Source organism: Saccharomonospora amisosensis, assembly GCF_011761185.1.
GTDB classification, from domain to species: Bacteria; Actinomycetota; Actinomycetes; order Mycobacteriales; family Pseudonocardiaceae; genus Saccharomonospora_A; species Saccharomonospora_A amisosensis.
The window spans coordinates 3,097,283-3,112,229 of sequence record NZ_JAAOYM010000001.1 but is presented as its reverse complement, the minus strand read 5'-3'; the positions used below and the strand labels follow the sequence as shown (position 1 = coordinate 3,112,229).

Genomic DNA, 14,947 nt, shown 5'->3' with positions numbered 1-14,947 from the left:
CCCTCGGTGATGCGACGATTGAGCCCGTGACCAGCACACCCGTTGCCCGACCCGACGAGGTGCGCCGGTACAACCGTTCGAGCCTGTTGCGGTTGCTGCACGTGGCGGGCCCGTGCACACGAGCCGCGCTGGCCACCGAACTCGGGCTCAACCGCAGCACGATCAAGACGCTCGTGGACGGGCTCGCCGAGGCCGGGGTGGTGGAGGAGCGAGTGCCTCGGCCTGGCAGGAGTGCGGGCAGGCCCTCGCTGCTGGTGCTGCCACAGCCGCAGGCTGCGGTGGTCCTGGCTGTGGATGTGCAGGTGGAGCACGTCGCCATGGCACTGGTGGGGCTCGGCGGGGCGATCCTCGGCAGGAACAGCTGGAACCTGCACGGCAGGATGCGAGAACCCGGCGAGGTCATCACGCACGTGATCGAGTCGACCGAGCTGCTGGCCGCTGACCTGGGTGTGCGGCCCGTCGCCGGTGGGGTGTCGGTGCCGGGAGTCGTGCGGCGCTCCGACGGGCACGTGCACGAGGCGCCCAACCTGCGTTGGAGTGGCGTCGCGCTGGGGCAGCGGCTTGCGAAAGCACTGGCTGTGCCCGTGGTGGTCGGCAACGACGCTGAACTCGGCGCGCTGGCGGAGCACGTGCGTGGTGCTGCGCGAGAGTCCTCGGACGCGGTGTTCGTGTCGGCCGACATCGGCGTTGGTGGGGGAGTGATCGCGCAGGGGTCGCCGTTGCGTGGTGCCGCCGGCTACGTCGGTGAGATCGGGCACATGGTGGTCCGGCCGCACGGCAGGCCCTGCTACTGCGGCAACGAAGGCTGCTGGGAGACCGAGGTGGGCGAGGCCGCGCTGTGTAGGGCGCTCGATCTGCCCGAGGACAGTCCGCGCGGCACGATCGTCGTGGAGCTGCGGCGATTGGCGGGAGATTCCGACGCGGCGCTGCGGCAGCTGGCCGAGTTCTCGGAGTGGTTGACGCTCGGCCTTGTCAACGTCGTGAACCTGTTCGGGCCCGAACTCGTGGTGCTCGGTGACCTGTTCACCGTTTTGCCCGTGCCAGTGTTGGACGCGGTGGCCGAGGAGGTCCGCAGGCGCAGCATGGTCAGCAGGGCGATCGGCGGCGTACGGGTGGAACTGTCCTCGCTGGGCGCGGACGTGAAGCTGCTCGGTGCCGCCGAAGCGGCGTTCGAAGGCGTGCTCGACACCGTGTAGTTCGAGCGGAGCTCGAGCAGGCCGGGTGTCGTGGCTCACTCGACGACCAGGAACGCGGAAGGGCGGGGCCCGGGACGTTCCCGGAATCCCCGCCCTTCCGCGCGGCTGTGGTGACGGCTCAGCGCTGGATGTCGGCCTCCAGCTCCTTCAGCTTGGCTTCGTACTCGCGGCCGTGGTGCCCGCAGAACAGCAGCTCTCCGCCGTTACGGAGCACCGCGCGCAGCTGTGCGGCTGCCCCGCAACGGTCGCAACGGTCCGCAGCGGTCAGTTCGGGGCGGGTGAGCGTCGTGGATGTCATTGGAGTCTCCCTCCGTCCCGGCATCGGAGGCCGATGCCATCAATTCAGCCGCAAGCACCGTGCCGGTGAAGGAACCGATCGCGGTGCTCGCTGCCTCCACTCTTGCAGACGTCTGCGTGCCCGCAAGTGTTCCCGGCCCCCGTGGGAGCCGTGTCACGTCGAATTACCCCAGATGTCCTAGTGCCCATTCAACCGTGCCGATCGGGCGTGCCGGGAAGCCGTTTGCGGTGGTCAGGCACCATTGGTGCGTGGATGTTGCGGTGCCGAACCGGCGGGTCGACAGGATTCCCGCGCCACTGTTGTTCGTTCTCAGCGGAATTTCCATGTACGTCGGCGCGGCGATGGCGGTGTGGCTGTTCGGCACCGCATCGCCTTCCGGGGTCGCCTGGCTGCGCACGCTCGGCGCTGCTCTGATACTGCTCGCGTGGCGACGCCCGAAGGCAGCGGCGTGGCGCGGCAGGCCGCTTCTTCTCGCGGGCACGTTCGGGGTCGTCACCGCCGGGATGAACGTGTTGTTCTACGAGGCGATCGCCAGGCTGCCGCTGGGAACGGCGGTCGCGTTGGAGTTCGCCGGGCCGGTGACGGTGGCGGCGCTGGGCTCACGGGGCAGGCGCGACATAGCGGTGCTGCTGCTCGTCGCGGCCGGCGTGGTGGCGATCGCGGACGTGCGGTGGGAGGGCAGCCCCGCCGGGGTGGCGTTCGCACTGGGAGCCGCGGCGGCGTGGGCAGGCTACATCGTGCTCGGAAAGCGGGTGGCACACGCGGGCAACGGCATCGACGGCCTCGCGGTCGGGTTCGCCGTGGCCACGGTTGTGCTGTCGCCGCTGGCGTTGGGTACCGGCGCCGTGTGGGGCCGGGCAGACCTGCTCATCATGGGCGCGGGGGTAGGACTGCTGTCCACCGTCGTGCCCTACGTGCTCGACCAGGTGGTGCTGCGGAGGTTGGGTCGTGCCCGGTTCGCCGTGCTGCTCGCCCTGCTGCCCGTGACGGCGACGGTGACCGGGTTGGTGGTGCTCGGGCAGGTGCCCAGCGTGGTGGAGGCGGTGGGCATCCTCGCCGTGGTGGCGGGTGTCGCGTTGCGTTCCTCGAAGCAGTGACTGTGAGCCGAAGCACTGGCAGGATGGGCCGATGACCAAGGCGGCATCGGCGGCGGCCAAGGATCTCGCGGCCGCGGGTGTACTGGGGGTCCACCTGTCCTGGGCGGACAACAACGGCATTCCCAGGTCACGAATCGTGCCGATCAGTGGACTCGCCGGGGCGGCAGCATGCGGAGTCGGGGCGACCACGCTGTTCGCGGTGTTCGACAGTCACGACCGCATCACCTACAGCCACCCCGAGCTGGGCACGCCGTCGGGCGACATCCGGCTGGTGCCGGTGATCGAGCGGCTACGCAGGCTGGCAGGCCAACCTTCGCTGGCCTGGGCGCCCGCGAGGCAGGTCGCGGGCGACGGCTCGCCGTGGCCCTACTGCCAGCGCAGCGCACTGGAACGGCAGGCGGCTGAGGCCGAGCGTGAGGGCCTCGCGTTCAAGGTCGGCTTCGAGATCGAATTCGCCGTGTCACCAGCTGGCAGCTCCGACGTCGCTACCGCACCCGGGCATGCCGGTCCGGCATACAGCCCGCACGCGCTGGTACCACTCGACGACTTCGTCCGCGCTCTGCTGCACGATTTCGAGGCCAACGGGCTGCGCATCGGCCAACTACACGCCGAATACGGGCCTGCCCAGCTGGAGCTGAGTCTGCCAGCGGCCGATCCGGTGCGTGCGGCCGACGACCAGTTGCTGGCCAGACAGACCATTCACGCCGCGGCGCACGCGCACGGCCTGCGTGTCAGCTTCGCCCCGCTTGTCAGCCCGCAAGCACCGGGCAACGGCTGGCACCTGCACACCTCGGTCTGGCGAGACGGCCGTAACCTGCTCGCGGGCGAGGACGGGCCCACGGGCGAGGGCGCTGCCTACCTCGCGGGCCTGCTGCGCGATCTCGGGGCGTTGACCGCTGTGACCGCGCCCAGCGTGCCCTCGATCCACCGGCTGCGACCGGGCTACTTCGCCAGCGCCTACACCTTCTGGGGCGTGGAGAACCGGGAAGCGCCGCTGCGGTACGTGCCGGGTACCGCGATGGTCGGCGCCGACCACGCCAACGTCGAGCTCAAACCATGCGACGCCTCGGCGAACCCCTACCTGGCGTTGGCCGCGCTGCTCGCCGCCGGGCGCGGCGGGATCGCCGAGGGTTTGGAGCTTCCGCCCGCTGTCGATGCTGACCCGGATACCTGGCAGGAGAGTGAGCGGCAGGCCCTCGGCATCGTTCGGCTGCCGTCCTCTCCGTCGGAGCAGGCGCGGCTACTGGAGGGCTCACCACGGATCAGGGCGGCGCTGGGGGAGGCGTTGTTCGGTGCGTTCCGTGCGGTCCGTGCCTCCGACGCGGAATGGGCCGAGCACAAGCCGATCGAGCAGGTCGTGCTGGCACACCTGTGGCGGTACTGACGGGTGTCGCTGTCACGAGAGGTTCGGTGGCTGCCGGGTGGCGCCAGGATCGTCGCCGAGGCTCGTGCCGAGCTGCCGCAGAAGAACGAACTGTGTGCCGCGTTCACCGCGACGGTGTGCCTGCGGGCCCACGGCGTGCGCGTGATCGACCAGGACGAGGTGGCTTCCGCCGCGGGCAGCGTGCTGCTCGACGCCGGAGTCCCCACCTTCCCTCCTGGCGAGGCCGGTCGTGCGGACTACCGGATCACGTTGCCCCGTACCTCGGACCCGGCAGGGGCGGGGACCTCGGCGGCGGGAGTGGCACACGCCGTTGAGCGACTCTCAGGCGGCGCGCTCGCGGCCGTGCCAGCCTGCGGTGAGTGGACGGTTTCGGCGTTGGTCAGGCTGCTGGACGCGGCGCGGCAGCACAGCCGAGTCGCCGTGCTGGCGAACGTCGACACTGCCTGCTTCGCCGCGCACGACACCCCGCAACAGGCTCTGCGTGACTACCTCGCCACAGGATTTCCTCCATTGTGGACATCGCGCTGGCGGGTCGGTCACTTCGTGCTGCTCGTGGGTTGGCTTACCGGCCCCTGTGGCGCCATACTGTCTGTTGTGGACACTTATCCTTCGTTGGGGGGCAAAGGAGTTCACCTACAGCCGATCAGCAATGTCGTCGCGGCGTTGCGTCGCGAGGATGCGGTCGAGGAAGGTGGCGTGCTGCTCGTCGTTCCCGAGGCGGAGGCCGACCTCGCTCGCCGCGGTGTCGTCGCCTCGGGACTGCGGGTGCGGCTGTGGGACAACGGCAGCCCGGCACCCGAACACCCGCCTCGCACATGAGAAGGCCCCTCGTGGGTGGCGAACGGATTCGCCACCCACGAGGGGCCTCGAAACGAGGTTCGTCAGTCCAGGTAGTCGCGAAGCACCTGGGAGCGCGACGGGTGCCGCAGCTTGGACATCGTCTTGGACTCGATCTGCCTGATCCGCTCGCGAGTCACGCCGTAGACCTGGCCGATCTCGTCCAGGGTCCTCGGCTGGCCGTCGGTCAGGCCGAAGCGCAGCCGCACCACGCCCGCCTCACGCTCGGACAGTGTCTGCAGCACCGACTGCAACTGGTCCTGCAGCAGCGTGAAGGAGACCGCGTCGACGGCCACCACTGCCTCGCTGTCCTCGATGAAGTCGCCGAGCTGCGAGTCGCCCTCGTCGCCGATCGTCTGGTCGAGCGAGATCGGCTCCCGAGCGTACTGCTGAATCTCCAGGACCTTCTCCGGTGAGATGTCCATCTCCTTGGCGAGTTCCTCGGGGGTGGGCTCGCGTCCGAGGTCCTGCAACAGCTCGCGCTGAATCCGGCCCAGCTTGTTGATGACCTCGACCATGTGCACCGGGATGCGGATGGTGCGGGCCTGGTCCGCCATCGCGCGCGTGATGGCCTGCCGGATCCACCAGGTGGCGTAGGTGGAGAACTTGAAACCCTTGGTGTAGTCGAACTTCTCCACGGCGCGGATCAGGCCGAGGTTGCCCTCCTGGATGAGGTCCAGGAACGCCATCCCGCGACCGGTGTAGCGCTTGGCCAGCGAGACCACCAGCCGCAGGTTGGCCTCGAGCAGGTGACTCTTGGCTCGTTCCCCGTCGCGGACGATCCACTTCAGGTCGCGCCGCATCTGGGTAGTGAGCTTCTCGCCCTCTTCCTCGGCGACGCGGAGGCGCTCGGCGGCGTACAGACCCGCCTCGATCCGCTTGGCGAGCTCCACCTCTTCCTCGGCGTTGAGCAGGGCCACCTTGCCGATCTGCTTGAGATAGGCACGCACGGAGTCGGCTGAGGCGGTGAGCTCGGCGTCCTTGCGAGCCTGCCGCAGCGCCTCCGACTCCTCCTCGTCCCAGACGAAGTCGGGGTCGGTGCGCGATCTGCCGCCCGATTCCTCGTCGGCCTCCTCGGTGTCCTCGGTCACCGTGGCGTCGACGACGTCGACCTCCACGGCATCCACGTCAAGGTCGGACAGGTCGACGTCCTCGAGTTCGGCGGTGTCGATGTCTTCGCCGAGCCCCGAAGACTCCGAAGACCCCGGCGACTCTGCCTTGGTCTTCTCGGTCTTGGCGCCCTTGCGTGCCCGCGTGGACTTCGCGGGAGCCTTCTTCGCGGCCGGCTTCCGGCTCGACGACTTAGCGTCCGGCGTGGCCGTCCCGTTCGCGGCCGCCGTGCTCTCGTCGGCAGTCGGTTCCTCGGCGGCGCTCGTTGTCTTCGTCCCGCTTCGAGTTGCGGTCTTTGCGGCTGCCACGTACGCCCTTTCGCAGCGGTCGATCATGACGAACCGAGACGCTTCGCATCCCGGCTGCCTCAGATTCGGGGAACACGCCCCGGCCTGCGGTTTTTTCCCCGCAGCCGAGAGCCGTGTTCCATTGTAACGACGACCGGGGTGTGCGTCGCGAAGCGATCAACTTTCCGGCGCGCTGCCGCCGCCGTGCGGCTCAGTGCTCGATGCCCTCCGCCGCGGCGGCCGCGGCGCCCACGATCCCGGCGTTGTTCTGCAAAGACGCCACTTCGACGGGGGTGCGGACTCGCAGTAGCGGCACCCACTTCTCGGACTTCTTGCTGACCCCGCCCCCCACGATGAACAGGTCGGGCCAGATCAGGTTCTCCAGCACAGTCAGGTAACGATCCACTCGTTTGGCCCACTCCGGGTAAGAAAGTCCCTCGTTGTCCTTCACGGAGGCAGCCGCGCGCTTCTCCGCGTCGTACCCGTCGATCTCGAGGTGGCCGAACTCGGTGTTCGGAATGAGTTTCGCATCGTGGAACAGCGCGCTGCCGATGCCGGTGCCGAATGTCAGCAGCGCGACGACGCCCTGCCGTGCCCTCGGACTTCCGAACCGCGTCTCGGCCATGCCCGCGGCGTCGGCGTCGTTGAGCATCGCGACGTCGGCCACCGTGCGGCCGAGCCGCTCGGCGAACATGGCGTCGGCGTCCGTGCCGATCCACGCCGGATCGATGTTGGCCGCGGTCTGGGCGATGCCCTTCTTGATGACGGCGGGCAGGGTGATGCCGACCGGGCCGTCCCAACCGAAGTGGTCGACGATCTCGGTGACGACTTCCGCGATCGCGTCGGGCGTCGCCGGTTGCGGCGTGTCGATGCGCAACCGGTCGCCGATGAGGCGGCCCTCTTCCAGATCGACAAGGGCGCCCTTGATGCCGCTGCCGCCGATGTCGATGCCGAAGCCGCGGGTCGCCGTCATTGGCGTCGTCCCTTCCTGTTCGATTCAGAAGCCATTGGGCGAGACTTTAGCCGGATGTGGTCACATGGTGACGTGGGAGCTGACGAACTCGAACCGGCCGCACTGACCTCCACCGCCGAGTCGGTCGCCGCCGAGGCGGCCGAGATGGTGCGCCGAGCCCGTGAATCCATGCTCGCCGGGCGCTCCGTGGCCGTCGACACCAAGACCAGCGACACCGATGTCGTCACCGCCGTCGACACCGAGTCCGAGCGCCTGATCCGCGCCCGGCTGGCGCAGCTGCGGCCCGGCGAGCCGGTGCTGGGGGAGGAGGAAGGCGGCAAGAGCGGTGGCGGTGTCACGTGGGTCGTTGATCCCATCGACGGCACCGTGAACTTCCTTTACGGGTTCCCGTGGTTCGCCGTCTCCGTCGCGGCGCAGATCGACGGCGTTTCGGTGGCCGGAGCCGTCGTGGAGCCGGTCAGCGGCAGGCGCTGGACGGCCACCCGCGGCAAGGGGGCCTGGTGCGACGGCAGGCGGCTGGCGGTTTCCGAGCCCGCTCGGCTCGACGTCACGCTGCTGACCACCGGTTTCGCCTACAAGTCCGATCGGAGGCAGCGGCAGGCCGGGCTGGTCGCCGCACTGCTCGGGCACGTGCGTGACATCCGAAGGCCAGGCTCGGCGGCACTCGACCTGTGCGCGGTCGCGGCCGGCTGGACCGACGCCTACTTCGAGCACGGGTTGCAGCGCTGGGACTGGGCGGCTGGCGCGCTGGTCGCCTCGGAGGCGGGAGCGGTCGTCTCACTGCCGGGCGAGGATCGCGGACTCGGGGAGGATGCGACTCTCGCGGTGGCGCCGTCGGTGGCCGAGCCACTGCGTGCCGCGCTCGCCGAATGTGGCGCCTGCGACGTCTGAGAGACGCGCTGAGGTGTCGGAGGCCGTCTGAGGTGTCTGGCGGTGTCTGCGGTGTCTGGGGGGCTTGAGCCCTCGCTCGGCGCCGCTCAGGGTGTCAGCAGTGTTGCGGGCCCGCCTGCTCGAACAGGTCCTCGTCGATCACCGGCCCGCCCCCTGGAGCCGACTGCTCGTTGTTGCCGTTTCCCTGGTGCTGTACCGACCACGCGTTGAGCCGTTGGATGATCTCCAGACCCGAGGGCGAGGGGTGCACGTCGTTGAACGCGGTACCGACGGCAAGGTCGACGGTGGCGTCCTTGCGGTTGTCGCGGACCAGTTGCAGGCAGGGGTCGACGAGCGCCACCGTGCGCGCGGCACCCGCGCCGTTCTCGCCGAAGCGGACCTGACCGTGGCAGTCGGCCACCTTCTGAGGGTAGGCGTGGTCGTTCTCCGGCTCGGAGATCTGGGTGAAGCCGAGCCTGCGCATCGCCTCGGTGGTCATCGCGGCCTCACCCCTCGCCCCGCTGGCGTTGAGCACCCGCACAGCGATCCGGTCGGGCGGAATCGGAGGTGTGCCCGCGAGTCCGTCCGATGGCAACGGGGTGTAGGTCACCCCTGCCGGCGGCGTGGCGGCTGGCTCACAGCGAATCGCCGCCTCGAGGTCCTCGGTCGAGCTGATGGCGTTCACCCACACGAAGACGGCCGCGAGACCGAGCACGCCGAGTACGGCCAGCGCGGGCAGCGGTCGGTACCTGCGGTAGGCCCGCTTACGAGCTGATGGCGCCGTCCGGGGTGCACCACGCAAACCACCCTGCCGACCGTCTTGCCGACCACCTTGCCGACCACCTTGCCGACCACCGAAGCCCCCGGTCCCCGACGTCACACCTCGCCCCTTCCGAAGCCCCGTCCCCGCGCCTGCCTATACGACATCGTCGCTGTTGATCAGCCTAGGCGTTACACGATGTGCTGCTGAAACCGCCACCGGATGGCACCATGATCGCAGGTGCTCGGGCAAGACGACCCGGTGCTCTCCCAGCCTCCCGGTACCAATTCGCAACGCGAAGGACGTAACCGTCGCTCGTCCCGGAATTAGCTCTCTTGGGTGACGTATCCTTGAGCCTGGGTGAGCAGCTTCGAGCTGGGGTAAGTCGTGGGCTACCCTCTCCGGGCTCCGGGCGGGTGATCAGGAGTTCGGAAAGAGACCTCCCTCACGCCGCCTTCGGGCACAAACACGGGCGCTGGAACGTTGACCAGCGGCACGAGGACTCTTGGGCGCCGACTCGAGGGTTCGCGAATTGGTATCGAAGCTGATCGCAGGGGTGAAGGACAATGGCGACCGACTACGACGCTCCGCGCCGCAGCGAAGCCGACGAGCTGGCCGAGGACTCGTTGGAGGAACTGAAGGCGAGGCGCAACGAGACGCAGTCCGGCGTCGTGGACGTTGACGAGGACGCGACCGCCGAGAATTTCGAGCTTCCGGGGGCGGATCTTTCCGGACTGTCGGGCGAGGACCTGACGGTGAAGGTGGTGCCGAAGCAGGCCGACGAGTTCACCTGCTCGGTGTGCTTCCTGGTGCACCACCGCAGCAGGCTGGCCGAGGAGTCGGGCGGCAGGCTGATCTGTCGTGACTGCGCCTGAGCCAAGGCACGCGCGGGAGGGGTCCCTCACGCTGGGCGGGGCCTGGAGGGGTTCGAGTTCGCGAACGGGTGGTTGAGCGCAAGCTCGGCCACCTCGTTTCGTATCCGGCGTTTCGTATCCGGCATAGCTAGTGTTCGCCGCCGTGCTCGCGCAGCACGGCGGCGAGTCGCTCGGGATGCCGGGTGCTGACCACCCAGTAGGGCGTGGGGTCGTCAGGATCGGCGAGCCACACCCGCAGTAGCGTCGGCACCCAGCCTCGGTGCACGAGGAACGCCGCGGGGTCGAGTTCTGGACCCAGCGCCTTGCGCTTGTGCTGCTTACCGATGATCTCGACCCGGTCCACGTAGCGAACTGGCAGATGCGCGTCGCCTACCCAGAACTCGGGTTCGGCGCCGCCGGTGACGCTCACCCGGATGCGGCCCAATCCCACCAGAATGAGCGCGACGAGCGGCAGCAAGATCACGTACGGTAGCCACGCCCGTACACCCGGATACCCCATGTGGATCTCGGCGGCCAACAGTGCGGCGCCGATGAGCGGCAGCGGCCAACCCCACCACGGGATGTAGAGACGCTCGACGTACAGGGTGCTCGGCTGCTGTCGTGTGCGTGCGCGCGCGTTCACGAGGCCAGGGTAGTCTCGCGTGTCGTGTCCAGCGTGAAGGTCCTTGTTTCTCGCCTAGACCCCGACGTGGGGGTGCCCTGCTACGCGCACCGCGGCGACGCGGGCGCCGACTTGGTGACCACATCGGCAGTGGAGCTCAACCCGGGAGAGCGCGCGGTTGTCGGCACCGGAGTGGCGATCGCGTTGCCCGAGGGATACGCGGGCTTCGTGCATCCCAGGTCGGGTCTCGGTGCGCGACTGGGACTTTCGCTTGTGAACGCGCCCGGCACCATCGACTCCGGCTATCGAGGGGAGATCCGCGTGTGCCTGGTGAACCTCGATCCGAAGGAGCCGATCGTGATCGAGCGGGGGGACCGGATCGCCCAGTTGGTGGTGCAACGGGTGGAGCACGCCGAGTTCGTCGAGGTCGCTGAACTGGACGCCACCGAACGGGGCGCGGGTGGCTACGGTTCGACCGGTGGGCACTCCGCACTGGGAACGGAGAGCTAAGTGGGCATTTTCGGACGCAGGCGCAGAAACCGAGCCGAGGACGCCGACCCGGTCGACTACGCCGAGACCGAGTACGACGAGTACGAGGGCCAGAACTACGAGGACTTGGCGGGGGATTCGACGCCGGAGCAAGGGCCGTTCGACCTCGCCGACGCCCCGGACGACGGCGTCGCCCGGATGGACCTGGGCTCGGTGCGCGTTCCCGTGCCCGACGGCTCCCAGGTCCAGGTGGAAATGGACTCCGGCAGCGGGAACGTCCGCGCGGTGCACATCGTCACGCCCCAGGGGCAGGTCACCGTCACCGCCTACGCCGCACCGCGATCCGGTGGGTTGTGGCGGGAGGTCAGCAACGAACTGGCCGAGCAGTTGCGCTCCGACGGGGCCCAGGTAAGCGTGGGTCGCGGTGAGTGGGGCATGGAGCTGTCCGCGATCGTCGGGGAGGTGGCGCTGCGGTTCGTGGGCGTCGACGGCCCCAGGTGGATGCTGCGCGGCGTGATCGCGGGACCGCAGTCACAGGCGGCGCAGGCCCCCATGGTGCTTCGTGACATCGTGCGCGCGACCATCGTCGACCGCGGTGACGCGCCGATGCCCGTGCGCACACCACTGGCGATCACCCTGCCCGAGGCCGTCGCGGCTCACGTCGCCGAGCAGGCGCAGGCGCAGGGGCGAACCCAGGCGTAGCGCCTCCACTCGGCTCCACCACCCGCGTACAGGGTCCGTCAGGCCCGCCGCGCGCGCAGCCACGCCCGCACGGCGGCGCGCCCGAGTACCTGGCGGTCCGCGCCGACCGCCGCCAGCGTGGTCTCCCGCAACACCGCTTTCGGCAGTGCCTGCGCCCATGCGTGCGCGACGGCCACCGGGTGCACGGGGTCGTCGGTACACGCGGCGATCCCGACGGGAACCTTCAGTTCCGGCAGCCGCGCGAGTTCGGGAGCCCGGTGCACCGAGGCCGCGCGCAGGCTCGCCGCCAGTTCCTTGCCGTGCCGCCGCCATGCGCGAGTCAGCTCCGCCGCCAGCCACGGTGCTACGCCCGCCGTGGCAACCTCGAGTGCGGCGGCCACCCCCTCGCGGGCCACGAGGTCGGCCGAGACGCTCGCCGCCACGGCCGCGGGCGCGGCGTCGGCGGCACCGTTCCAGGCTGGTAGCGCCACCAACACCCCCGCGCAGCGATCCTGCCGCCGCAACGCCCATTCCGTGGCCAGGTGCGCACCGAGTGAGATGCCGCCGACCAGGAGGGGGCCTTCGACGGTGCCCGCGATCTCGTCGAGCAGCCGGCCCGAACCGGCGACCACGTCGGCGCCCCTCGGTGGTGGCGGCGCGATCAACTCGATGCCGAGCGCGGCGAGCGGGCGGGCGAAAACCGAGCGAACGAACACCTCGTCGGAGCCGGTTCCCGGCAGGACGACGGCTGCAAGTTGCGGCATAACGGACGTCACGTTGCGATCCTGACGCAACTCGGATTCGCTGTCCGGCGACAGAGCTACGCTTTGGATCGCACGGGCCATTAGTTGGGGGCCCCGGAGCACAGGAGCAGGCGCCTATGTCCGCCAAGGAAGGCGGCTATTTCAGCCGGTTGGTTCGCAAACTGACCAGTGACATCGCCGAACTCGACGCCGACGACCTGTCCCAGAAGTCGGAGGCAGGCGGAGCGCAGCGGGCGTGCGACTGCAGATCGGGTGAGGAAGTGACCGTGCTCGGCCGGCTGCGCAGCGTGGAGCTGTGCCCCGCCCGCGAGGCGGCCACGCTGGAAGCCGAACTGTTCGACGGTACGGACGAGGTCACGCTCGTGTGGTTGGGTCGGCGCCGCATCCCAGGGATCGAACCTGGCCGTACCATCAAGGTGAGGGGCCGGATGGCCGATCGCAATGGCCGGAAGGTGCTTTACAACCCCTACTACGAACTGTTGCAGCCGACCTGAGTGAGAGTTGTCCCGCGTGAGTGAACCCGATCGGACCGGCGAGAACACCGACGAAGCCCAGCCTCGACAGGACCAGCCGCGGGAACCGGACCAGGCCGGGCGCGAGCGGGACCAGACGTTACTCGAGCAGATGGGCGGCGTTTCGGGCCTGGTCTACTCGTCGCTGCCGGTGATCGTGTTCGTTCTGCTGAACGCTCTGATCGGGCTCCAGGCCGCGATCTGGGGCGCGCTTGGCAGTGCCGTGCTGATCACGGTGGTACGCGTGGTACGCAAGGAGCCGGTGCAGCCTGCCATCTCCGGGTTCTTCGGGGTCGCGATCGCTGCGTTCATCGCTTACCGCACCGGATCGGCCAAGGGGTTCTTCCTGTTCGGCATCTGGGCGAGCCTCGTCTACTGCGCGGCGTTGGTGGTGTCGGTGCTGGTGCGGTGGCCGCTGGCCGGCGTCGTGTGGAACTACCTCAACGGCACCGGCATGGCCTGGCGCAAGGACAAGCCGTCCCGGTTCGGCTACGACGTCGCCACCCTGGCGCTGGCCGCGGTGTTCGCCGCGCGGTTCGTGGTGCAACGGTGGCTGTACGACGAGGATTATACGGGTTGGCTGGCCTTCGCCAAGATCGCGATGGGCTACCCGCTGTACGGCCTCGCCTTGCTCGTGGTGGTGTGGGCCGTGCGCCGGTCGGACAAGCGGCTGAAGGAGCTGCTGGAGTCGCAGCCGAGGCAGGAGAGCGACGCCGAGATCGAGGCACGGCTGCGGATGAAGTACGGCGAGGCGCCACCGCAGGGCGCGTGAGGGCGACCGGCGGCTCGGCTACTCAGTAGCCGAGCGCCTTGCGAAGGTCGGGTTCGACGTCGGTAGGGGATACGAACAGCAGTTCGTCGCCCGGTTCCACCGGATCGTCCGGTTGCGGGACGATGACCCGGTCGCCGCGCAGGATCGTCACGAGCGCGGCGTTCTTCGGCAATGCCAGGTCGCGCACCGGCTTGCCAGCCAGCGGTGTCTCTGCGGGCAGGGTGAGCTCCACGAGGTTGGCCTGGCTCTGCCGGAAGGTCATCAGCCGCACCAGGTCGCCGACGCTCACCGCCTCCTCGACCATCGCGGCCAGCATCCTTGGCGTTGAGACCGACACGTCCACGCCCCAGCTTTCGTTGAACAGCCACTCGTTGGCCGGGTTGTTGACGCGGGCGACGACCCTTCGCACCGCGAACTCGGTCTTGGCCAGCAGCGACACGACCAGGTTCACCTTGTCGTCACCGGTGGCCGCGATCACCACGTCGCACAGCTGGATGCCCGACTCCTCCAGCGTGGACACCTCGCAGGCGTCACCGAGCACCCAGTCGGCCTGCTCCACCGTCTCCGGCACGAACTGGCGTGCCTGCCGCTCGATCAGCATCACCGTGTGCCCCGCTTCGATGAGTTCGGAGGCGATGGAGCGGCCCACCGCACCCGCGCCCGCGATCGCGACCCGCATCAGCTCTCCTCCTGGGGTGGCCGCGACGCGACGCTCGTCACGTCGCTGACGGTGCCGGAGCGGGCCGCGACGTAGACGACGTCGTCAGCCTGCAGCACGGTCTTGCTCTCGGGGAGCACACCGGTTCCGAAACGCATGATGAAGGCGACTCGCGCCCCGGTCGCACCCTGCAGGTCACGCACGCTGCGGCCGATCCAGTCCTCGTGCAGCGGCAACTGCAGCAGTGCCATGCTTCCTGAGGGTTCACGCCACGAAGTGGCCACCCCGTCGGGTAACAGCGTGCGCAGGAACCGGTCGGTCGTCCACGGCACGGTGGCGACGGTCGGGATGCCCAGCCGCTCGTACACGGCGGCGCGCTTGTGGTCGTAGATACGGGCGACGACGTGTTCGACCCCGAAGTTCTCCCTGGCCACCCGCGCGGAGATGATGTTGGAGTTGTCGCCGCTCGACACCGCGGCGAAAGCCCCGGCGCGCTCGATACCCGCCTCGATGAGCACCTGGCGGTCGAACCCCATGCCGACGACTTGCCTGCCGTGGAAGTCACTACCGAGTCTGCGGAAGGCGTCGCGGTCCCTGTCGATGACCGCCACCTCGTGGCCGAGCCGTTCGAGTGCCGCGGCAAGGGACGCGCCGACCCGGCCGCATCCCATGATCACCACGTACACGTTGCCTCCTGTGTCGGTACGGGCACCAGCATCCTGTCGGCTCGTGGCGACCGTGAGCGCCAGCGCAGAACCTACCCGCAGCACGCCCGCGGACACC

General features: G+C 69.2%; 18 protein-coding genes. 10 read left to right on the top strand and 8 right to left on the bottom strand.

The genetic code is table 11. From position 1 onward, the window contains the following. Positions 1-26 precede the first annotated feature (26 nt). A complete protein-coding gene (locus FHU38_RS15085) occupies positions 27-1,196 on the top strand; it encodes an ROK family transcriptional regulator (RefSeq protein ID WP_167171810.1) in 1,170 nt (389 codons plus the stop codon). Between the two features lie 118 nt (positions 1,197-1,314). On the opposite strand, the gene FHU38_RS15080 is transcribed toward FHU38_RS15085, so the two are convergent. Continuing rightward, the gene (locus tag FHU38_RS15080) at positions 1,315-1,494 is read right to left on the bottom strand and encodes a DUF7455 domain-containing protein (protein ID WP_167171807.1); all 180 of its coding nucleotides are present in this window, start codon (positions 1,492-1,494) and stop codon (positions 1,315-1,317) included. Positions 1,495-1,817: 323 nt separating this feature from the next. Here FHU38_RS15080 and FHU38_RS15075 point away from each other — a divergent pair, with 323 nt between their 5' ends. From FHU38_RS15075 to FHU38_RS15065, 3 genes are read left to right on the top strand one after another with little or no spacing between them, the layout of a single operon-like run. Continuing rightward, complete coding sequence (locus FHU38_RS15075) at positions 1,818-2,591, top strand: EamA family transporter (protein ID WP_243852608.1); 774 nt, start codon at positions 1,818-1,820, stop codon at positions 2,589-2,591. Positions 2,592-2,622: 31 nt separating this feature from the next. Then, complete coding sequence (locus FHU38_RS15070; protein WP_167171801.1) at positions 2,623-3,975, top strand: glutamine synthetase; 1,353 nt, start codon at positions 2,623-2,625, stop codon at positions 3,973-3,975. Positions 3,976-3,978: 3 nt separating this feature from the next. Beyond that, positions 3,979-4,794: a DUF6885 family protein gene (locus FHU38_RS15065; RefSeq protein ID WP_167171799.1), complete on the top strand. Its 816-nt coding sequence runs from the start codon at positions 3,979-3,981 to the stop codon at positions 4,792-4,794. A gap of 62 nt (positions 4,795-4,856) precedes the next feature. Here the strand turns inward: FHU38_RS15065 and FHU38_RS15060 are convergent, their stop codons facing one another. Next, positions 4,857-6,257, bottom strand: coding sequence for an RNA polymerase sigma factor (locus FHU38_RS15060; protein WP_167171796.1), 1,401 nt, complete (start codon positions 6,255-6,257; stop codon positions 4,857-4,859). Between the two features lie 163 nt (positions 6,258-6,420). Beyond that, a complete protein-coding gene (gene ppgK / locus FHU38_RS15055) occupies positions 6,421-7,182 on the bottom strand; it encodes a polyphosphate--glucose phosphotransferase (protein WP_167171793.1) in 762 nt (253 codons plus the stop codon). 54 nt (positions 7,183-7,236) lie between these two features. Here ppgK and FHU38_RS15050 point away from each other — a divergent pair, with 54 nt between their 5' ends. Next, a complete protein-coding gene (locus FHU38_RS15050) occupies positions 7,237-8,073 on the top strand; it encodes an inositol monophosphatase family protein (protein WP_167171791.1) in 837 nt (278 codons plus the stop codon). Positions 8,074-8,167: 94 nt separating this feature from the next. Here the strand turns inward: FHU38_RS15050 and cei are convergent, their stop codons facing one another. Continuing rightward, positions 8,168-8,854: an envelope integrity protein Cei gene (cei, locus tag FHU38_RS15045; RefSeq protein WP_208415685.1), complete on the bottom strand. Its 687-nt coding sequence runs from the start codon at positions 8,852-8,854 to the stop codon at positions 8,168-8,170. 524 nt (positions 8,855-9,378) lie between these two features. On the opposite strand from cei, the gene FHU38_RS15040 reads away from it, so the two are divergent. After that, positions 9,379-9,687: a DUF4193 domain-containing protein gene (locus FHU38_RS15040; RefSeq protein ID WP_009153915.1), complete on the top strand. Its 309-nt coding sequence runs from the start codon at positions 9,379-9,381 to the stop codon at positions 9,685-9,687. A 127-nt stretch (positions 9,688-9,814) separates the two neighbouring features. Here FHU38_RS15040 and FHU38_RS15035 read toward each other — a convergent pair whose 3' ends face one another. Continuing rightward, positions 9,815-10,309 carry a DUF3093 domain-containing protein gene (locus tag FHU38_RS15035; protein WP_167171785.1) on the bottom strand — a complete coding sequence of 165 codons (495 nt, stop codon included), beginning with the start codon at positions 10,307-10,309 and terminating at the stop codon, positions 9,815-9,817. Between the two features lie 24 nt (positions 10,310-10,333). On the opposite strand from FHU38_RS15035, the gene dut reads away from it, so the two are divergent. Both dut and FHU38_RS15025 read left to right on the top strand, forming a co-directional pair. Continuing rightward, on the top strand, positions 10,334-10,798 hold the full coding sequence (gene dut / locus FHU38_RS15030) for a dUTP diphosphatase (RefSeq protein ID WP_167171781.1): 465 nt from the start codon (positions 10,334-10,336) through the stop codon (positions 10,796-10,798). After that, entirely contained in the window at positions 10,799-11,479 is a 681-nt protein-coding gene (locus FHU38_RS15025) for a DUF3710 domain-containing protein (protein ID WP_167171778.1), read from the top strand. It begins immediately after the preceding gene. A gap of 38 nt (positions 11,480-11,517) precedes the next feature. Here the strand turns inward: FHU38_RS15025 and FHU38_RS15020 are convergent, their stop codons facing one another. Then, positions 11,518-12,234 carry an alpha/beta fold hydrolase gene (locus FHU38_RS15020; RefSeq protein WP_313886787.1) on the bottom strand — a complete coding sequence of 239 codons (717 nt, stop codon included), beginning with the start codon at positions 12,232-12,234 and terminating at the stop codon, positions 11,518-11,520. A gap of 104 nt (positions 12,235-12,338) precedes the next feature. Here FHU38_RS15020 and FHU38_RS15015 point away from each other — a divergent pair, with 104 nt between their 5' ends. Both FHU38_RS15015 and FHU38_RS15010 read left to right on the top strand, forming a co-directional pair. Further along, a complete protein-coding gene (locus FHU38_RS15015; RefSeq protein ID WP_167171775.1) occupies positions 12,339-12,716 on the top strand; it encodes an OB-fold nucleic acid binding domain-containing protein in 378 nt (125 codons plus the stop codon). A gap of 16 nt (positions 12,717-12,732) precedes the next feature. Continuing rightward, positions 12,733-13,506: a DUF3159 domain-containing protein gene (locus FHU38_RS15010; protein WP_167171772.1), complete on the top strand. Its 774-nt coding sequence runs from the start codon at positions 12,733-12,735 to the stop codon at positions 13,504-13,506. Between the two features lie 22 nt (positions 13,507-13,528). Here the strand turns inward: FHU38_RS15010 and FHU38_RS15005 are convergent, their stop codons facing one another. Together FHU38_RS15005 and FHU38_RS15000 are read right to left on the bottom strand one after the other, a co-directional pair. Further along, positions 13,529-14,185 (bottom strand): potassium channel family protein, encoded by a 657-nt coding sequence (locus FHU38_RS15005; RefSeq protein WP_167171769.1) that lies wholly within the window; start codon positions 14,183-14,185, stop codon positions 13,529-13,531. Beyond that, positions 14,185-14,850, bottom strand: coding sequence for a potassium channel family protein (locus FHU38_RS15000; protein WP_167171766.1), 666 nt, complete (start codon positions 14,848-14,850; stop codon positions 14,185-14,187). Before FHU38_RS15000 ends, FHU38_RS15005 begins: the two co-directional genes overlap by 1 nt. Positions 14,851-14,947 lie beyond the last annotated feature (97 nt).

Bases quoted from the DNA above. Each gene is read 5' to 3' on its own strand.
- ppgK (WP_167171793.1), bottom strand. From the start codon at position 7,182: ATGACGGCGACCCGCGGCTTCGGCATCGACATCGGCGGCAGCGGCATC.
- FHU38_RS15080 (WP_167171807.1), bottom strand. From the start codon at position 1,494: ATGACATCCACGACGCTCACCCGCCCCGAACTGACCGCTGCGGACCGT.
- FHU38_RS15070 (WP_167171801.1), top strand. From the start codon at position 2,623: ATGACCAAGGCGGCATCGGCGGCGGCCAAGGATCTCGCGGCCGCGGGT.
- FHU38_RS15050 (WP_167171791.1), top strand. From the start codon at position 7,237: ATGTGGTCACATGGTGACGTGGGAGCTGACGAACTCGAACCGGCCGCA.
- FHU38_RS15005 (WP_167171769.1), bottom strand. From the start codon at position 14,185: ATGCGGGTCGCGATCGCGGGCGCGGGTGCGGTGGGCCGCTCCATCGCC.
- FHU38_RS15075 (WP_243852608.1), top strand. From the start codon at position 1,818: ATGTACGTCGGCGCGGCGATGGCGGTGTGGCTGTTCGGCACCGCATCG.
- FHU38_RS15040 (WP_009153915.1), top strand. From the start codon at position 9,379: ATGGCGACCGACTACGACGCTCCGCGCCGCAGCGAAGCCGACGAGCTG.
- FHU38_RS15060 (WP_167171796.1), bottom strand. From the start codon at position 6,257: ATGATCGACCGCTGCGAAAGGGCGTACGTGGCAGCCGCAAAGACCGCA.
- FHU38_RS15015 (WP_167171775.1), top strand. From the start codon at position 12,339: ATGTCCGCCAAGGAAGGCGGCTATTTCAGCCGGTTGGTTCGCAAACTG.